This window comes from Sorangium sp. KYC3313 (assembly GCF_052075895.1).
GTDB classification, from domain to species: domain Bacteria; phylum Myxococcota_A; class Polyangia; order Polyangiales; family Polyangiaceae; genus Sorangium; species Sorangium cellulosum_B.
In genome coordinates this window covers 10528906-10546943 of sequence record NZ_CP197255.1, presented here as the reverse complement: position 1 = coordinate 10546943, position 18038 = coordinate 10528906, and the positions used below count along the sequence as shown (strand labels likewise).

Genomic DNA, 18038 nt, shown 5'->3' with positions numbered 1-18038 from the left:
GCTCGATCCGGCCGTATGCCCGAGCCGTCGGCGCACGAGCCCGAGCCGGTCGTGTCGGTCGGATGGCCGCCTCCGCGCGCGGGTCGCGTGCTTGCCCGCGCATTCCTCGTCCATTAGCCTTCGAACTCGGCCCGCGGAATGACGCAAGACGCCAACAAGAAGCCGCTCGGACGCATCCTCCTGCAGCAACGGGCGGTCACCCAGCCCCAGCTCGAACAGGCGCTCCTCGAGGCGCGCGCGAAGGGGGTGCCCCTCGCCACGAACCTCATCGAGAGCGGCACCGTCTCCGAGGTCGCTGCGCTGAAGGCCCTCTCCGAGCAGAGCGGCGTTCCTGGCATCGATCTCAACCAGGTCTGCATCAAGCTGAGCGACCTCTCCATCCTCCCCCGCGAGATCGCCGCCAAGCACAAGCTCCTTCCCGTGCTCGTGCGCGAGGATCGCATCCTCGTGGCCATGGCCGCGCCCGCCGACAAGAAGGTGATCGACGAGCTCGAGTTCGTGACCGGCAAGCGCGTCTTCCCGTACATCGCGCTCGCGGGCCCGCTCGTGCGGACCATCGCGGCCGCCTACGACATGAAGGAGCAGGGCGAGCCGTTCTACGTGGGCGCCAAGTGCCCGCCCGAGGTGCTGAAGCGGGCCGGGCTCGGCTCCACGGCGTCGTCCGCCTCCGAGGCGCCGCCCGCGCCCCCACCAGCCCCGGCGCAGCCCGCGCCGCGCCGGCCTGCGTCCGCCGTGCCCCCGGCGACGGCGGCCCAGGCCCCTGCAGCGCCTGCTCCCAGCGCCGCCCCGCCGCCGCGGCCCGCGCCGGAGCGCCCGCGCGACGACGCGGAGATCTCGTTCGCCGATCTCACCGACGAGCCGAGCCCGCCGGCTGCCCCGTCGCCGGCCCGCCTCTCCTCGGCGGGGCCGCCGCTCGTCGTCGACGACGCCATGCGGAGGGCGGCGGCGGCGGACGAGCTCACGGACACGGATTTCGGCACCGCAGACCGCGACCTGTCCGTCGTCGAGTCGCTCCCGGGCGCAGGCAAGGCGCCGCAGGGCGATCAGACCACGATCCTGGTCGTCGACGACGAGCCGGAGATCCGGAAGCTGCTCCGCCGCATCTTCGAGGAGCGCGGGTACCGCGTGGAGGAGGCCGATCGCGGGCTCCTCGCGCTGCGCATGGTCAAGGAGAATCCGCCCGACGTGATGATCCTCGACGCCATGCTGCCGGAGGTGCACGGCTTCGACATCGCCCGCCGCATGAAGGGCACCCAGCGCTACGGCCACATCCCGATCATCATGATCTCGGCCGTCTACCGCGGGTGGCGGTTCGCGGAGGACCTGAAGTCGAGCTACGGCGTGGAGGCCTACATCGAGAAGCCCTTCCGCGTTGCCGACGTCGTCGCCGCCGTGGAGAACGCGCTCCAGGCGCGCTCGATCCGCGGCGATCAGGACCGGATCTCGGCGGAGGCGGAGCGCCTCCTCGCCGCGGGGATCGCGGCGTACCGCGCGGGCGATTTCGACAAGGCCGTGCGGCACCTGCGCGAGGGCACGGCGATCGACCCGCTCGCGTACCGGCTGCACTTCCACCTCGGCCTGCTCTACGGCAAGCAGGGGCAGCTCTACGACGCCATCCAGGAGCTGGAGACGGCGCTGCACATCAACGGCAAGCACTTCCCCGCGCTGAAGAACCTCGCCGTGCTCTATCAGAAGGCGGGGTTCCGCAACAAAGCCATCGAGACCTGGGAGCGCGCGCTGGGCGTCGCCCCCGATGACCCGACGCGGCAATCGATCAAGGAGCACTTGCTCGGGCTGCTCTGACCGCCTACCCCATGTCGTCTGGGGCCAAGCTGTCGTAGACTGCGCCATTCCACCGGCAGGCGCGTCCTTGGATGAAATTCATCTGCGATAACTGCAAGGCCAAGTACCAGATCGGTGACGAGAAGGTCGCCGGCAAGATGGTGCGGATGCAGTGCCGGCGATGCGGGCACCTCATCCAGGTCAGCGCGAGCGTCACCGAGAGCTCCGTGGCGCGTGCTCTCCCGGTCGAGCCGCCGCGCGAGGCAGGCGACGATGCGCACGCCGCCCCTCCGAGCGACGAGGCGCCGGACGCGGGCGCGGCGAGCCCCTTGAAGCCGCCGCCGGCTTCGTCCCTGGGCCACGGCGCCGCGCCTGCGCCGCCCCGGCCGGCATCCCACGCCCTGCCCCGTCCGGCGGGCGCTCCTCGACCTCCGGTCGCGCCGCGCGCCGTCCCCGGACCGGCGTCGAGTCCGCGTCCGGCGACCGCACCGCAGGCCTCTCCGGCGGCCCGGGCTGTCCAGCCGGCGCCCGCGGCGCCGGCTCGTTCCCCTGGGCCTGCAGCCAGGGCGGCGGAGCCCGCGACGCCGGCGGGGGCCCCCGGCGCGTTCATGCGCGCGATGTCCAATGACCGCCCGCTCGGGAAGGCGCCGGCCGTGCGCGCCACGGCGAGCGAGGACTGGTACGTCGGGGTCGGCGGCGTCCCGCTCGGCCCGGTGCGCCTCTCGGTCATTCGCGACAAGGCGCTCGCCGGCGCGGTGGACGGCGAGTCGCTCGTCTGGCGCGAGGGCTTCGACGAGTGGCTGCCCCTCAAGAACTTCCCGGAGCTGATCGAGATCGTCACGCAGGCTCAGTCCACCCGCCTGTCCCCGCCCGCGCGCCGCATCAGCACCACAGGCTCCTCTGTCGTTCAGCCGCAGGCGTCTCCGTCGGCGAAGGCGCCCTCCTCGTCGAGGGGCCCTGCGCTCGCGGGGGCCGTGCCCGCGCGCCCGGCGACGCGCGAGCCGGAGCCTCCTGGCCTGAACGAGCAGGCCCCGGCGGTTGCCGCCTTCACCGCGGCGGGGACGCCCGCTGTGTCGGCCCCGCTGCCCGCGCCGGTCGCATCGGCTACGTCCGTCGCGTCCGTCGCGCGCGGCACCCCGGTCGCGCCAGCAGCGAGCGCGCCGGCCGCATGGCCGGGCGCGCCGGCAGGCGCCGGGCGGACCCACGCCGCGGGCGCCGCGCCGGTGGAGGTGCTCGCCGATCCCTTCGCGGCCGATCGGACGGCCCCCGTCGCGTTCGCGCCAGGACCCGAGCTGGCCGCGTCCGCCTCGACCGAGCTCGCTCGTGGGGCCGGCGGCCTGACCGCGGGCGGGTCGCCCGCCGCGGCGGCGCCCGCGGGTGGCCTGGCCGCTGGGGGGGTGCGCTCCGCGACAGCGCCGGCAGGCGGAAGGCTGACCGCGGGGGGCTCGCCCGCCGCGCCGGCCGGGGCCCTCTCCGCCGCGGAGCCCGCACCTCTGGTGGCCACGCCTGGCAGCCTGGTGGAGACGGTCGCGCCAAGGCGGCGATCGGGCATGAGCCCGCTCGCATACGCCTTCATCGCCATGGCCGCGGCGTTCGGTGGCGTCTCCGCGTTCGTCCTGCTCTCCCCGAAGCCGCAGCCCGTGCAGGTCGTGGCCGCCCCCCCGCCGCAGAGCCATCCGGCCGATTTGCCCACGGCGGCCCCGCCGCCGCCGCCGCCGAGCGTCGAGCCGGACGTGCCTGCACCGGCCGAGACGGCTTCCGCCCGGCCAGAGGTCGCTTCGACGGGCAAGACGGGCGGCGCCGCGAGCCAGCGCCCTCCACCGGACAAGCCGGTCGCTCCATCGGCCTCTGCTCAGCTCGACCGGTCCGGGTTCGGCGCTGGGGTCCCCGGCCCCTCGCCAGGACCGGGCAGCCAGGGGACCAGCGCCAGCTTGAGCCCGCTTTCCCAAGGGGAGATCTCCGGCGTCGTCGAGTCGAACCGCCCCAGCGTCCGGCGCCACTGCTGGCAGCCCGCCCTCGACGCGCGCGCCAGCAACGCGGCCAGCACCGCCAGGGTCTCCGCTTCGGTGGTCATCGCCGCGTCGGGCGCCGTCCAGTCCGTTTCGGCCGGCGGGTCGGAGAAGGATTACCCCGGCCTGTCGAGCTGCATCGCCTCCCGGATCAAGTCCTGGCGGTTCCCTCCTTCCTCGAGTTCCACCCCCGTGACGATTCCGTTCGTCTTCGCCGCGCAGTAAGCCCGCTGCTCAGCGGGGACACACCCCTGCGAGCGAAGGCCGCTCGATCGGGCGCTTCGCTTTACGTCTGCCCAGGCAGGCGGTAATCGACGCGCTCATGGCAGAGCGCAAAGTCCGAATCCTCGTGGCGAAGCCCGGCCTGGACGGCCACGACCGCGGCGCCAAGGTGGTCGCCAGGGCACTCCGCGATGCGGGCTTCGAGGTGGTCTACACGGGCCTGCATCAGACCCCCGACATGATCGCCTCCGCCGCCGTGCAGGAGGACGTCGACGCCGTGGGGCTGTCGATCATGTCCGGAGCGCACAACACCCTCTTCCCCGCGGTTATCGAAGCGCTCCGGAGCCGCGGGGCCGAGGACATCGTGGTGTTCGGTGGGGGCATCATCCCGGACGAGGACATCGCGCGGCTCCAGAACGCCGGCGTGAAGGGCGTCTTCACCCCCGGGACCACCCTGAAGAGCATCGTGGAGTGGATCCAGACCAACGTGACCCCCCACAGCTGACCGCCGCCGCGGCGCGCCTCCCCACTCTCCCCCACCGCGGCGCGCCTCCCCACTCTCCCCCACCGCGCGTCTCCCCCGCCCGGTTCCCCCCAGCCACAGGCTCGCTGAGCCCGCCCGGTAACCCGGCTACGCACCCGTTCGCCCGGCCGCGAATCGACGTGCTCGGGGCGGCGATCCGTCTTGCTTGCTTTCCGTCTTGCCAGCGTCCGCCCGACGGGTTCCAGCCCACCTCCGAGCGGCTCCCCACTTCCTCCCACGGCCCCGCCCGAGGGCCATTTATCAATAAATCGTGCTGTTTTGTGGGGTGCGACCTTGAGGGTTTATGTCCTACATAGGTGGCGGATGAGGTCCAGAAATCTCCCAAACTGTTGACACTCGGCACCTCACTCCGTAGCGTGGCGGAGCTTCGTGGGAAGAAGTGGCAGAGAATGTCACGACGCGGCGTGCGCCCGGTGGAGCAACGCGTCGCCAACCCCTCGGCGGGACGGACCAGCCGGAGCTGGGGTCGATGAGCACGATGTTTCGCGGTCACTTCGAGCACGCGATCGACGCGAAGGGGCGCACGAGCCTCCCTTCGCGCTTTCGCGACGTGCTCGCGGCCGCGAACGACCTGCGGATGGTCATCACTCCGGCCCTCTTCGACCCCTGCCTGCACGCGTATCCGATGAAGGCCTGGGAAGAGCTGGAGGCGAAAATTGCAGCACTTCCACAATTTGAGTCGAACGTGGTCGCCTTCCGGCGCCGCTACCTGTCCGCGGCCGTCGAGTGCGACCTTGACAAACAGGGCCGGATCCTCATCCCGCCGTCCCTCCGCGAGCACGCGGGCCTCACGAAGGACGTGCTGTGGGCGGGCATGGGCCAGACGATCGAGCTCTGGTCGCAGGAACGGTGGAAGGCCGCTCAGCAGATGAGCGAGGTCGAGCTTCAGAGCTTCAAGAACGCAATCGCGGAGCAGTTCCGCCTATGAACGTCGTCAATGTAGTCCCCATGCACCTGCCTCCTCCGCCGCCGCGCCCGCGCGGCGAGCAGCACGTCTCCGTCCTCGGCCGCGAGGTGCTCGCCGCGCTCTCGCCGGTCAGCGAGGGCGTCTACGTCGACGCCACGCTCGGCGCCGGCGGCCACACCGCGACGATCCTCGAGACGCCGGGCGCCCGGGTCATCGGGATCGATCGCGACGAGCGCGCCCTCGCCATCGCGCGCGCCCGGCTCGCCCGCGCGGGGGATCGGGTGACCTACGTTCACGGCGAGTTCTCCGAGATCGAGCGGCACCTCGCGGCCCTCGGCGTGCCGCAGGTGGACGGCCTCGTGGCCGACATCGGCGTGAGCTCCATGCAGCTCGACGACCCGGGCCGCGGCATGAGCTTCCGCGCGGAGGGGCCGCTCGACATGCGGATGGACCCGAGCCGCGGCGAGACGGCGCTCGAGCTCATCGAGCGGCTCAGCGACGAGGAGCTCGCGGACCTCATCTACCGCTACGGCGAGGAGCGCCGCAGCCGGAGGGTCGCGCGCTGCATCAAGCAGGCGGCCGACAGCGGCGAGCTCGAGACGACGCTCGACCTGCGGCGCGCCGTGGTGCGCGCCGTCGGGCCGGCGCGCATCGGCGGCGTCGATCCGGCGACGCGCACGTTCCAGGCGCTGCGCATCGCGGTGAACGGTGAGCTCGATCAGCTCGAGGCGCTGCTCGAGGCGGCGCCCAGGATCATCGCGCCCGGCGGCGTGCTCGCCGTGATCTCGTTCCATTCGCTGGAGGACCGCATCGTCAAGCGCGCGCTGCGCGAGCCCGAGGTCTGGGAGCCGCTGACGAAGAAGCCGGTGACCGCGGGCGACGACGAGGTCGAAGGCAACCCGAGGGCCCGCAGCGCAAAGCTCCGCGCCGCGCGGCGCGTGGGCGGGGCGGAGGCGCTCGCGTGACGCAGCAGCGTCCGTTCCTCATCCTGTGGACGCTCGCGGTGGCCGCGACGGTGGCGGCCTTCGTCGTGCACCTCGCGCTGCGAGGGCGCACGGTCGACCTGGGCTACAAGCTCGGGCGGGCGCGCGCCGAGCAGGCGCGGCTGCGTGAGGTCAAGCGGGTGCTCTCGCTCGAGGCGGCCAGCTACGAGACGCCGCAGCGCGTGGAGATGGTCGCCCGCTCGCTGCTCGGCATGACGCCGCCCCCGCCCGAGCGCGTGATCCCGGTGCGGGGCTACTCGGCGCCGCCCGGCGAGCGCGAGCCCGACGGCGAGGCGTCCGGCAGCGCGCCGCCGAGCGGAGGGCAGCCGTGAAGAACCTCGATCCCCGGCGCGCGCGGTGGATCCGCATCCGCATGGGGCTGCTCTGCGGCCTCATGGCGCTCGGCCTGGGCGGCGTCGTGTCCGGCGCCTACCGCATCGAGGTCGAGGACGGGGACGCGTGGTACGACCTCGCCGAGCGGCAGCGCCAGCGGCGGCTCCACATCACGCCGAAGCGCGGCACCATCTACGACCGGAACGGCGCGCCGCTTGCGGAGAGCGTGGAGGTGCCCAGCGTCTCCGTGGACGCGGTCGAGATGCTCCGCGGCATCGAGGAGAAGTACGTCCCGATGCGGATCCAGCAGTACGCCGAGCGCATCGCGCAGGCGCTCTCGCTGCCGGCCGAGGAGGTCGTGGAGAAGCTCAGCCGGCGGCGCCGCTTCGCCTGGCTCAAGCGCCGCATCTCCGAGCAGGAGGTCGAGAACGTCCGCGCGCTCGGGGACAGGACGCAGCGCTACCCGGTGCGCGGGCTCGTGATCGAGGGCGAGGGGCGCCGCTTCTACCCGAACCGCGAGCTCGCCGGGCCGCTGCTCGGCTTCGTCGCCACCGACGGCGAGGGCAAGGAGGGGATCGAGCTCAGCCTGGAGCACGAGCTGCGCGGCAACGCGTCCGAGGTGCGCGGGCTCCGCGATCGCTCGGGCCGGCTCATCTTCTCGGAGGGGATCGAGGACGAGCAGGCGCTCGCCGGGCACAACGTCCACCTGACGATCGACAAGGGCATCCAGTTCACCGCCGAGCGCGAGCTCGAGGCGGCGATGAAGACCTACGAGGCGCTCGGCGGATCGATCGTGGTCGTCGATCCGGAGAGCGGCGAGATCCTCGCCATGGCGAGCGCTCCGGGCTTCAACCCGAACGACTACTCGCAGAGCGATCCGGGGTCCCGGCGCAACCGCTGCGTGGTCGATCGCTTCGAGCCCGGCTCCACGATGAAGATGTTCGCCATCGCGAGCGCGATCGCGGCGAAGAGCGTCTCCCCCAGCGCGACCATCTACTGCGAGGAGGGGAACATGGCGATCGATAACGTCGTGATCCACGACACGCACATTCACAAGTGGCTGACGGTGCCGCAGATCCTCGCCCAGTCGTCCAACATCGGCACGGCGAAGATCGCGCTCGGGCTCGGCGAGCAGCGGCTCTACGAGGGCTTCCGGCGGTTCGGCTTCGGGGACCTGACCGGCGTGCCGCTGCCGGGCGAGTCCGTGGGCGTGCTGCGGCCGCGCGGCCGCCCGTGGGTCCAGGTCGAGACGGCGGCGGCCTCGTTCGGGCAGGGGATCAGCGTCACCACGCTCCAGCTCGCGATGGCCTCGGCGGCGATCGCCAACCACGGGCGGCTGCTCGAGCCGATCCTGATCAAGCGGGTCACCGACGGCACGGGCGTCACGCTCTCGGAGCCGTCGCCGCGCGTGCGCCGCGACGCGGTGCCGGCGCCGATCGCGCGGATGATGTCGGAGATGCTCGTCGCGGTGACGGAGGGGAACGGGACCGGCGTCGAGGCCGCGATCCCGGGGTTCCGCGTCGCGGGGAAGACGGCCACCGCGCAGAAGATCGATCCCGCGACGGGCAAGTACACCGACACCCACTACGTGGCGTCGTTCGTCGGGTTCGTACCGGCCGAGCGGCCTCGGATCGCCATCGCGGTGGTGCTCGATGAGCCGATGGGCGGCACGTACGCCGGCGGCTCGGTCGCAGCGCCCGTCTTCCGTCGGGTCGGTGAGATGGCGCTGCGCTACCTGGGCGTTACCCCGCGCGGGAGCGTGCCGATGAAGCTGTCGGAGATCAGCGAGCAGTCCGGGGAGGACCTCGCGGCGAGCACCTATCAGGTGCTGAGCGAGGCGCGCGCCGCGGCCGCGCCGATCTCGACGGCGGTGGTCACGCCGTCCGCGCCGCTCAAGTCGGGGGAGCTGCGCGTCCCCGATCTGACGGGGCTGCCGCAGCGCGAGGCCGTGAAGAGCGCCGCCGCGCTCGGGCTCGATCCGAGCGTCGAGGGCACGGGGCGGCTCGCGCGCCAGGAGCCTCCGCCCGGGACCGTGCTGCCCAAGGGATCGCCCCTGAAGCTCATCTTCGAGCCCCCCACATGACGGAGCACGATCACAAGGAAGCCAGCCTGGCCGAGCACGCGCTCCGCCTCGGCGACGTGCTGCGCGAGATCCCGGGCGCCGCGCTCGCGCCGGCGGGCGCCGCGGACATGGTCGTGACGGGCGTGCACCTCGACTCGCGCAAGGTGGGGCAGGGGGACATCTTCGTCGCGCGCGCGGGCGCGCGCGCTCACGGCGAGCGCTTCATCCCCGAGGCGGTGGCGCGCGGCGCGCGGGCGGTGATCGTCGCCCGCGGGAGCGCGGCCGACACGCTCGGCGCCGCGCGCGTCGAGGTCCCCGACGTGCCGCTCGCGCTCGCCCAGGCCGCCGCCGTGGTCTACGGACACCCGACCTTCACGCTCGAGGTCGTCGGCATCACCGGTACGAACGGCAAGACGACGACGGCCCACCTCGTCCAGGCCTGCATCGATCGGTGCGGCGGCCAGGCCGGGATCGTCGGGACGCTCGGCTACCGCTTCGGCGATCTCGATGTCCACGCCTCGCACACGAGCCCCGAGGCGGACGAGCTCGCCCGCGTCGCCGCCGCGATGGTCGCCCGCGGCGCGACGCACCTCGTGATGGAGGTGTCATCGATCGCGCTCGCGGCGAAGCGCGTCGACGCGGTCCGGTTCCGGATCGCCGTCTTCACGAACCTCACGCAGGATCACCTCGACTACCACGGCACGATGGAGGCGTACGCGGCGGCGAAGGCGCGCCTGTTCGTGGATCTCGGCCCCGGCGCCGCGGTCATCAACGTCGACGATCCCTTCGGGCGGCAGCTCGTCGAGATGCTCGCACCCGGCGGGCTCTCGCGCCCGACCGCGGCGACGCTCGTGCGCTTCTCGGCGGAGGTGGGCGCGGGCCCGGACACCGCGGAGATCGCCCCCGTCGAGCTCGCCCACGGCGCGAGCGGCACGTTCATCCGCGCCCGCACGCCCGCCGGCGAGGTCGCCATCCGCTCCCACCTGCTCGGCGCGCACAACGCGTCGAACCTGCTCGCCGCCCTCGCCGTGGCCTACCTGCTCGGGTTCGACGTCGGTGACGCCGCCGCGGCGCTCTCGTCTCCGCTCCAGGTCGCGGGCCGCCTGGAGCGCTGCGACACCCCCGGCGCCGACGATGTGATCGTGCTCGTCGACTACGCGCACACGCCGGACGCGCTGGCCCGCGTGCTCGCGAGCGTGCGTGCCCTCGGCGGCGGGCGCGTCCTCTGCGTCTTCGGGTGCGGCGGCGACCGCGATCCGCTGAAGCGGCCGCAGATGGGCGAGGCGGTCGGCCGCGCCGCCGACGTCGCCATCGTCACCAACGACAACCCGCGGAGCGAGGACCCGCGCGCGATCGCCGACGCCATCCTGCCGGGGCTCGTCGCCGGGCGCGCGCGCGTCGTCGTCGAGCTCGATCGGGCGCGCGCGATCGAGCGCGCGGTGCTCGACGCCGAGCCGGCGGACGTGGTCCTCATCGCCGGCAAGGGCCACGAGCCGTACCAGATCATCGGCGGCGTCACGCTGCCGTTCGACGATCGCGACGAGGCGCGGCGCGCGCTCGCCGCGCGCCGCGCGCGCGCCCTCGGCGAGCGGCCGCCCCACGGAGGTGCGGGTTGATCTACGAGCTCTTCTACCCGCTCAAGTTCCACTACGGCTGGCTGAGCTGGCTCAACGTCCTCCGCTACATCCCGTTCCGCACGATCATGGCGACGATCACCGCCATGGTGCTGACGTTCGTGCTCGCGCCGTGGTTCATCCGCGAGCTCCGGCGCAAGCAGATCGGGCAGGTGGTCCGCGCCGAGGGGCCGGAGACGCACAAGATCAAGGCGGGCACGCCGACGATGGGCGGCGCGCTCATCCTGCTCTCCCTGCTGCTCCCCACCGTGCTGTGGGCCGACCTCAGGAACCCCTTCGTCCTCGCGACGACGGCCGTCACCGCGGGCTACGGCGTCATCGGCTACCTGGACGACTTCCTCAAGATCAAGCGGCGGAGCAGCGGGGGCCTGCCCGGGCGCTACAAGCTCATCGGCCAGGTGCTGATCGGCGGCGCGGCCGTGGCCTACACGTTCCTGCTCGCGTCCAAGCTCCCGCCGGACTGGGCGGAGATCAGGACGCGGCTCGCGATCCCGTTCGTCGCGTTCTCGAAGTACCCGATCGAGCTGCCGCTCTACGTCTACATCCCGTTCGCCGTCTTCGTCGTGGTCGCCACGTCGAACGCCGTGAACCTCACCGACGGCCTCGACGGCCTCGCGATCGGCCCGGTGATCATCAACGCGGGGACCTACCTCATCCTCGCGTACATCGTCGGCGCCTCCATCGCGAGCTTCTCGCTCGCGGCCTACCTCGACATCCCGGCGATCGCGTCGGCCGGCGAGCTGTCGGTGTACTGCGGCTCGGTCATCGGCGCTGGGATCGGGTTCCTCTGGTACAACACGTACCCCGCCCAGGTCTTCATGGGGGACGTCGGGTCGCTCGCCCTCGGAGGCGGGCTCGGGATGCTCGCCGTCTTCACCAAGAACGAGCTCCTGTCGATCATCCTCGGGGGGATCTTCTTCATCGAGACGGTCAGCGTCATCACGCAGGTCCTCTCGTTCAAGCTCACCGGCAAGCGCGTCTTCTTGATGGCGCCGATCCACCACCACTACGAGAAGAAGGGGTGGGCGGAGCCCAAGATCATCGTCCGCTTCTGGATCATCTCCATCCTCCTGGCGCTGGTGTCCCTGGCGTCGATGAAGCTGCGGTGAGGGCATGATGGACGTCCGCGGGCGAACAGTGATCGTCGTGGGTCTCGGCCGGAGCGGCGTCGCGGCGGCGCGCCTGCTGAACGCGCGCGGCGCGCGCGTGATCGCGAACGACGGCGCGCCGCGCGAGCGGCTCTCCGCCGCGGCGGCGGCCCTTGAGGGCGAGGGCGTCGTCCTCGCGCCGGGAGGGCACGATCCGGCGCTGTTCGACGGCGCCGACCTCGTGGTCGTCTCGCCGGGCGTGCCGTCGTTTCCTGCGCTCGACGCCGTCGCTCGCTCCGGGCGCGAGGTCATCGGCGAGCTCGAGCTCGCGTCGCGCTTCGCGTCGGCGCCCGTCGTGCTCGTCGGCGGGACCAACGGAAAGAGCACGACGACGGCGCTCACGGGCGCGATGCTCGAGCGAGCCGGCCTCCGCACGTTCGTCGGCGGCAACTTCGGGACCCCCCTCGCCGAGGTCGTCGACGAGACGTGGGACGTCCTCGTCCTCGAGATCTCGAGCTTCCAGGCGGAGCGCGTGCCGACGCTGCACGCGCGCGCCCACGCGCTGCTGAACATCACGGACGATCACCTCGACCGCTACGCGAGCTTCGCGGCGTACGCCGACGCGAAGGGCAACCCGTTCGAGCGCATGACGCCCGACGACGTCGCGGTCGTCCCCTTCGGCGACGAGCTCGTCGCCCGCCAGGCGGCGCGCGGGCGCGCCCGCGTCGTGACGTTCAGCGCGCGCGACGCCCGCGCGGACGTGAGCGCCGCGGGGGACGCGATCGTCGATCGCGCCGCCGGCGCCCGCTACCCGCTGGCTCGCGTGCGGCTCGCGGGCGCGCACAACCTCGCGAACGCCTGCGCCTCCGTCGCGCTCGCCGCCGCGCTCGGCGCCCCCGCGGCGGCGATAGGCGACGCGCTCTCCAGCTTCGAGGGGCTCGCGCACCGGACCGCGCTCGTCGCGGACGTCGACGGGGTCCGGTATTACGACGACTCGAAGGGGACCAACGTCGGCGCCTCCGTCGCCGCGCTCTCCGGCCTGCTCGAGGCGAAGGCCGTCCTGATCGCGGGCGGGCGCGACAAGCTCGGCGACTACGCCCCGCTCGTGTCCGCGCTGCGCGAGCGGGGGCGCGCCCTCGTCGTCCTCGGCGAGGCCGCGGACCGCATCGCCGCCGCGGCCGCCGGCGTCCTGCCGATCGCGCGGGCGGGCTCGATGGCGGAGGCGGTCCTCGCCGCGCGCTCCCTCGCTCGGCCGGGCGACGCGGTGCTGCTCAGCCCCGCGTGCTCCAGCTTCGATATGTTCCGCGACTACAAGGACCGCGGCGACACCTTCGTCCGCGCGGTCCGCGAGCTCCAGAGAGCTCGCGGCGGGGCCGCTGGGGAGGTGGCGTCGTGACGTCGTGGAGCAACGCGTTCGGCGCGCGCGCCGACGCGCCCAAGAACCGGCACGTCGGTCCCCCCGACCAGGAGAAGGCGGCGCCGGGCGGGATCGCGGCGGCCGCCGAGGCCTTCTGGAAGGTGCGATCGAGCCCGTCGGGGCCGGTCGACGCCCTCCTCGCGGCCGTCGTCACGGCGCTCATCGGCTTCGGCGTGGTGATGGTCTACAGCGCCAGCGCCGTCGAGGCGACGGTCCGCTACAAGGACGCGCAGTTCTTCCTCAAGCGTCAGGCGGTCTACGCGGTCCTCTCGATCGCCACGATGTGGATCACGAGCCGCATCGATCACCGCCGGCTCAAGGTCCTCACGTACCCGGTGCTCATCACCGTCACCGGGATGCTCGTCGCCTGCGTGGCGGGGCTCGGCCACAAGGCCGGCAACGCCTACCGCTGGATCTCGCTCGGCCCTGTCCACGTGCAGCCGGCCGAGGTGGCGAAGCTCGGGATCGTCCTCTGGCTCGCCTACTCGCTGTCGAAGAAGGCCGAGCGCATCAAGTCGTTCTCGGTCGGCTTCCTCCCGCACCTCCTCGTCGTCGGGCTCTTGATGCTCCTCTGCCTCAAGCAGCCCGACTTCGGCAGCGCGGTCGTGCTGCTCTTCCTGACCTTCACGCTGCTGTTCGTGGCGGGCGCGCGCGTCCCGTACATCGCCGCGTTCTCCATGCTGCTGGCGCTCGCCGGCGCCGCGCTCGTTCGCTTCAGCGGGTACCGCTACGCGCGCTACCTCGCGTGGATCGACATGGACAACAACCGCGCGGACCTCGCCTACCAGCCGTTCCAGTCGGTCATGAGCTTCGGCTCGGGCGGGCTCTTCGGCCTCGGCCTCGGGCGAGGGCTGCAGGTGCTCTACCTGCCGGAGGCGCACACCGATTTCGTGTCCGCGATCGTCGGCGAAGAGCTCGGCTTCGTCGGCATCGTCGGCCTGTGCGCGGCCTACCTCGTCATCGTCTCGCGGGGCGTGAAGATCGCCCTCGAGGCGGCCGACGACTACGGCAGCTTCATGGCGTTCGGCATCGCGACGCTCTTCGGGGTGCAGGCGATGACGAACCTCGCCGTCGCGATGGCGATCCTCCCCACGAAGGGGCTCACGCTGCCGTTCCTCAGCTATGGCGGCTCCTCGTTGCTCGTGAACGCCGCGGCCGCGGGCATCCTGCTCAGCATCAGCCGATCGCGGACCGTCGTGGCCCCCGAGAGGCGCGGCGAGGCGGGCGCTTCACCCGTCCCGCACGCGCCGAGCGCGTCGGCCGTGGTCGCCGCGTCGGCCGAGGAGGGCGGCGCATGGTGACCGTGCTCATCGCCGGAGGCGGCACCGGCGGCCACGTCTTCCCGATGATCGCCGTGGGCGACGCCATCCGCGCCGCGGCGCGCGACGAAGAAGCGCGCGTCGTGTACGTCGGCACCGCGCGCGGCATCGAGGTGCGCGTGATGGGCGAGCGCGGCGACAACCTCGAGCTGCTCCACGTCCTGCCGCTCCGCGGGGGCGGCCTCTCGGGCTTCGTGCGCGGCGCTGCCCGCGCGGGCAGCGTCCTCCCGGAGGCGAGGCGGCTCGTCGAGCGGCTCGACGCCCGCGTGGCGCTCTCGCTCGGCGGGTACGCCGGCGGACCGGTCTCGCTCGCGGCCCGCTCGCTCGGCGTTCCGGTCGCGATCCTGGAGCCGAACAGCGTCCTCGGGCTGTCGAACCGGCTGCTCGCGCCGATCGTCGATCGCGCGTACGTCGCCTTCCCGGAGACGGCGCGCGCGCTGCGCCCGAGCACCGTGCGCCTCTTCGGCGTCCCCCTCCGGCGCGCCTTCGCCCGCGCCCCGTACGCGCCGCGCGAGGGCGCGCTCCGCCTGCTGGTCCTCGGCGGCAGCCAGGGCGCGCTCGCGCTGAACGACGTCGTCCCTCGCGCGATCGCGCGAGGCCGCGAGCGCGGCGTCGACCTCGAGGTGGTGCACCAGACGGGCAGGGATCGCGAGGCCGCGGTCCGGTCGCTCTACGCCGAGCTCGGCTTGCCAGGGCGCGCGCGCGTCGTCCCGTTCATCGACGACGTGGCGGAGGCGCTCGCCGCGGCTGACGTCGTGATCGCCCGCGCGGGCGCGTCGACGCTCGCCGAGCTCTGCGCTGTCGGGCGCCCTTCAATCCTGATTCCGTACCCGTTCGCGGCCGACGACCACCAGCTGAGGAACGCGCAATCCCTTGAGCGGGCCTCCGCCGCGGTGGCGATCGCCCAGGGCGACGCCACCGAGCTGCGCCTCGCCGACGAGATCGCCCGGCTCGCGGCCGCGCCGGCGCTCCGGGCCCGCATGGCGGACGCGGCGGCGGCCTTCGCCACGCGGGACGCCGCGGCGCGCGTCGCCGCCGACCTGCTCGAGCTCGCGCGGGCTCCGCGCCACCGCGCGCTGCGCTTTCCCACCCTCGGCGGCCGCGCGGCGCGCGCTGGCGAGGCGCAGCGCGGCGCCGTGACGAACCACGCCGCGCCGCTCGGCGCTGGCCTCGGCTGGGAGGAGGCAGGTTGATGTTCCGCGGTCGCGTTCGCCACGTCCATTTCGTCGGCATCGGGGGCGTCGGGATGAGCGGCCTCGCCGAGATTTTGCGCTCGCTCGAGTTCGAGGTCTCCGGCTCGGATCTCAAGGAGAGCTCGACGACGCGGCGGCTCACGTCGCTCGGCGTCCGGATCGACATCGGCCACCGCGCCGAGAACGTCCGCGGCGTCGATGTCGTCGTGTACTCGAGCGCCATCCGCCCCGAGAACCCCGAGCTCACCGAGGCGCGCGCGCTCGGCACCCCGGTGATCGGGCGCGCGGAGATGCTCGCCGAGCTGATGCGCGTGAAGTACGGCGTCGCGATCGCGGGCTCGCACGGCAAGACCACCACGACCTCCCTCGTCGCCACGGTCCTGCGCGCCGCCGGCCTCGATCCCACCGTCGTCGTCGGCGGCAAGATGGCGGCGCTCGGCACGAACGCGCGGCTCGGCGCCGGTGACCTGCTCGTCGCCGAGGCCGACGAGAGCGACGGATCGTTCCTGCGGCTCACCCCGACGATCGCGGTGGTCACCAACATCGACCCCGAGCACCTCGATCACTACGGCACGCACGAGCGCATCAAGGACGCCTTCGTCGAGTTCGCCGCGCGCGTCCCGTTCTACGGGCTCGCCGTGCTCTGCCTCGACCACCCGCACGTCCAGGATCTGCTCCCGCGCATCCCGCGCCGCCACGTCACGTACGGCGTCTCGCCGCAGTCGGACTACTCGGCGCGCGGCATCCAGTTCCGCGGCCTCGAGACGAGCTTCAACGCGTACCGCCGGGGGGAGCCGCTCGGCGGCTTCACGGTGAAGATGCCGGGCGCGCACAACGTCCTCAACTGCCTCGCCACCATCGCGGTCGCGGACGAGCTCGAGGTGCCGCTCGACGTCACCAAGCAGGCGCTGGCCACGTTCGGCGGCGTCGCTCGCCGCTTCTCCGTCGTCGGGTCGATCGGCGGCGTCACGATGATCGACGACTACGGCCACCACCCGGCCGAGATCCGCGCCACCATCGACGCGGCCCGGCGGGCGTTCCCCGGCGAGGATCACCGCGTCGTCGTGGCCTTCCAGCCGCACCGGCACACCCGCACGCGCGATCTCTTCGACGAGTTCACGCGCGCCTTCAACCAGGCCGACGTCCTGCTCGTCACGGACATCTACGCCGCGGGCGAGCCGCCGATCCCCGGCGTGACCGCGGAGCGCCTCGTCCAGTCGATCCGGGAGCACGGCCACCACGACGCGCGCTTCATCGCCGACAAGGCCGACCTCCCGGAGGCCCTCGAGAAGATCGCCCGGCCCGGCGACGTGGTCATCGCGCTCGGCGCGGGCGACGTGAACGCGTGCGTGCGGGGGCTCAAGGCGCGGCTCGAGGCGAAGTCGCCGCCGCAGGAGGGCAGCTCGTGACCGAGCGTCCCAGCGCGCCCCCGCCGAACCGCCGCCGCTCGCTGCCGTCGGTGCCCGCGGCCCCGCCGGTCCGGACGGCCTCGCGCGCCTCGAAGCCCGAGCCCGTGGCGGCGGTGCCGCCGAAGAACGAGCGCGTGCGGGCGTCGACCCCGCCGTCGCACGAGTCGCCGGCCCCGCCCGCGACGAGCGTCTCCGTGCGCCCGCCGCGCCCGTCGGCGAAGGACGGCGCGCCCCCGGCGGCGCGCCCTCGGCGGCCGATCGCGCGCCACCTCCGCGCCCTGCAGCTGCTCGCGGGCGCCGCCGTCGTGCTCGTCGCCTCGACCGCCGTCGCGTGGGGCGCGCGCCGCTACATCGTGTCGAGCCCTCGCTTCGCCGTGCGCACGGTGCTCGTCGACGGCGTCCAGCGCCGGACCGCCGAGCAGGTGGCCAGCTCCGGCGGCATCGAGGTGGGCAAGAACATCTTCACGCTCGATCTCGAGCTCGCCGGCGCCTCGATCGCCACCGACCCCTGGATCGAGAAGGCGACGGTCACGCGCAGGCTCCCCGCGACGATCCACGTCGACATCGTCGAGCGGGAGGCGCAGGCCCTGGTCGCGATCGGCGGCGATCTCTACCTCGCGACGCGCGACGGCGAGCTCTTCAAGGAGCTCGCCGGCGACGACCCCGTCGACCTCCCGATCGTCACCGGGATCACCGGCGAACAGGTGGCGCGGGATCGCCCCGGCGTCGTCATCGCGGTCCGGCGCCTGCTCGACGTGGTCGAGGACATGGAGCGCGCCGGCGTCGCGCGCCGCTATCCGATCCAGGAGCTCCACGTCGAGCGGGACGGGTCGATCGTCGTCACCATCGGAAAGGAGGCGATCTCGCTCCACCTCGGGCAGCCGCCCTACCGGGACAAGGCCGCCCAGGCGTCGCGGGTGCTCACCGAGCTCGCCCAGCGAAAGGCGAACGCGTCGGTCATCTTCCTCGACAACGACGCGCACCCCGAGCGCGTCGTGGTGAGGATGAGATGAGCGCCGCCGGGCCCGCGCTCCGCGCCGGCGATCGCCGAGCAAAACTTGGCCGGTGCTGCTGGCTCATGGCAGCGTCGTGCCCGCCTTACACGCGCATGGGGCTCGTCCCCGCATGAGGTGGTG

General features: G+C 73.1%; 14 protein-coding genes. All 14 read left to right on the top strand.

Features of this window, described 5'->3' with window-relative positions; translation table 11 throughout:
- Nucleotides 1-138 precede the first annotated feature (138 nt).
- The 14 genes from ACSRUE_RS40080 (at nt 139) to ACSRUE_RS40015 (ending at nt 17915) form a co-directional block, all read left to right on the top strand.
- Nucleotides 139-1803 (top strand): response regulator, encoded by a 1665-nt coding sequence (locus ACSRUE_RS40080; RefSeq protein ID WP_437769443.1) that lies wholly within the window; start codon nt 139-141, stop codon nt 1801-1803.
- 71 nt (nt 1804-1874) lie between these two features.
- On the top strand, nt 1875-4016 hold the full coding sequence (locus ACSRUE_RS40075; protein WP_441288151.1) for a GYF domain-containing protein: 2142 nt from the start codon (nt 1875-1877) through the stop codon (nt 4014-4016).
- 97 nt (nt 4017-4113) lie between these two features.
- Nucleotides 4114-4518, top strand: a complete 405-nt coding sequence (locus ACSRUE_RS40070; protein ID WP_437745126.1) for a cobalamin B12-binding domain-containing protein — start codon at nt 4114-4116, stop codon at nt 4516-4518.
- 508 nt (nt 4519-5026) lie between these two features.
- The gene (gene mraZ, locus ACSRUE_RS40065) at nt 5027-5485 is read left to right on the top strand and encodes a division/cell wall cluster transcriptional repressor MraZ (protein ID WP_437769441.1); all 459 of its coding nucleotides are present in this window, start codon (nt 5027-5029) and stop codon (nt 5483-5485) included.
- 20 nt (nt 5486-5505) lie between these two features.
- Entirely contained in the window at nt 5506-6429 is a 924-nt protein-coding gene (rsmH, locus tag ACSRUE_RS40060) for a 16S rRNA (cytosine(1402)-N(4))-methyltransferase RsmH (protein WP_441293181.1), read from the top strand.
- Complete coding sequence (locus ACSRUE_RS40055; RefSeq protein WP_441288150.1) at nt 6426-6779, top strand: hypothetical protein; 354 nt, start codon at nt 6426-6428, stop codon at nt 6777-6779. Before rsmH ends, ACSRUE_RS40055 begins: the two co-directional genes overlap by 4 nt.
- The gene (locus tag ACSRUE_RS40050; protein WP_441288149.1) at nt 6776-8863 is read left to right on the top strand and encodes a penicillin-binding protein; all 2088 of its coding nucleotides are present in this window, start codon (nt 6776-6778) and stop codon (nt 8861-8863) included. The genes ACSRUE_RS40055 and ACSRUE_RS40050 overlap by 4 nt, the downstream gene beginning before the upstream one ends.
- A complete protein-coding gene (locus tag ACSRUE_RS40045) occupies nt 8860-10458 on the top strand; it encodes a UDP-N-acetylmuramoyl-L-alanyl-D-glutamate--2,6-diaminopimelate ligase (RefSeq protein WP_441288148.1) in 1599 nt (532 codons plus the stop codon). The genes ACSRUE_RS40050 and ACSRUE_RS40045 overlap by 4 nt, the downstream gene beginning before the upstream one ends.
- Nucleotides 10455-11585: a phospho-N-acetylmuramoyl-pentapeptide-transferase gene (mraY, locus tag ACSRUE_RS40040; protein WP_437745131.1), complete on the top strand. Its 1131-nt coding sequence runs from the start codon at nt 10455-10457 to the stop codon at nt 11583-11585. The genes ACSRUE_RS40045 and mraY overlap by 4 nt, the downstream gene beginning before the upstream one ends.
- 4 nt (nt 11586-11589) lie before the next feature.
- Entirely contained in the window at nt 11590-12960 is a 1371-nt protein-coding gene (gene murD / locus ACSRUE_RS40035) for a UDP-N-acetylmuramoyl-L-alanine--D-glutamate ligase (protein WP_441288147.1), read from the top strand.
- Nucleotides 12957-14282, top strand: coding sequence for a putative lipid II flippase FtsW (ftsW, locus tag ACSRUE_RS40030; protein ID WP_441288146.1), 1326 nt, complete (start codon nt 12957-12959; stop codon nt 14280-14282). The genes murD and ftsW overlap by 4 nt, the downstream gene beginning before the upstream one ends.
- Nucleotides 14276-15493, top strand: a complete 1218-nt coding sequence (murG, locus tag ACSRUE_RS40025; RefSeq protein WP_441288145.1) for an undecaprenyldiphospho-muramoylpentapeptide beta-N-acetylglucosaminyltransferase — start codon at nt 14276-14278, stop codon at nt 15491-15493. Before ftsW ends, murG begins: the two co-directional genes overlap by 7 nt.
- Nucleotides 15493-16902: a UDP-N-acetylmuramate--L-alanine ligase gene (murC, locus tag ACSRUE_RS40020; protein ID WP_437769433.1), complete on the top strand. Its 1410-nt coding sequence runs from the start codon at nt 15493-15495 to the stop codon at nt 16900-16902. The genes murG and murC overlap by 1 nt, the downstream gene beginning before the upstream one ends.
- Nucleotides 16899-17915, top strand: a complete 1017-nt coding sequence (locus ACSRUE_RS40015) for an FtsQ-type POTRA domain-containing protein (RefSeq protein WP_441288144.1) — start codon at nt 16899-16901, stop codon at nt 17913-17915. The genes murC and ACSRUE_RS40015 overlap by 4 nt, the downstream gene beginning before the upstream one ends.
- Nucleotides 17916-18038 lie beyond the last annotated feature (123 nt).

Bases quoted from the DNA above. Each gene is read 5' to 3' on its own strand.
- ACSRUE_RS40080 (WP_437769443.1), top strand. From the start codon at position 139: ATGACGCAAGACGCCAACAAGAAGCCGCTCGGACGCATCCTCCTGCAG.
- murD (WP_441288147.1), top strand. From the start codon at position 11,590: ATGATGGACGTCCGCGGGCGAACAGTGATCGTCGTGGGTCTCGGCCGG.
- rsmH (WP_441293181.1), top strand. From the start codon at position 5,506: ATGCACCTGCCTCCTCCGCCGCCGCGCCCGCGCGGCGAGCAGCACGTC.
- mraZ (WP_437769441.1), top strand. From the start codon at position 5,027: ATGAGCACGATGTTTCGCGGTCACTTCGAGCACGCGATCGACGCGAAG.
- murG (WP_441288145.1), top strand. From the start codon at position 14,276: ATGGTGACCGTGCTCATCGCCGGAGGCGGCACCGGCGGCCACGTCTTC.
- ACSRUE_RS40070 (WP_437745126.1), top strand. From the start codon at position 4,114: ATGGCAGAGCGCAAAGTCCGAATCCTCGTGGCGAAGCCCGGCCTGGAC.
- murC (WP_437769433.1), top strand. From the start codon at position 15,493: ATGTTCCGCGGTCGCGTTCGCCACGTCCATTTCGTCGGCATCGGGGGC.
- ACSRUE_RS40045 (WP_441288148.1), top strand. From the start codon at position 8,860: ATGACGGAGCACGATCACAAGGAAGCCAGCCTGGCCGAGCACGCGCTC.
- ACSRUE_RS40075 (WP_441288151.1), top strand. From the start codon at position 1,875: ATGAAATTCATCTGCGATAACTGCAAGGCCAAGTACCAGATCGGTGAC.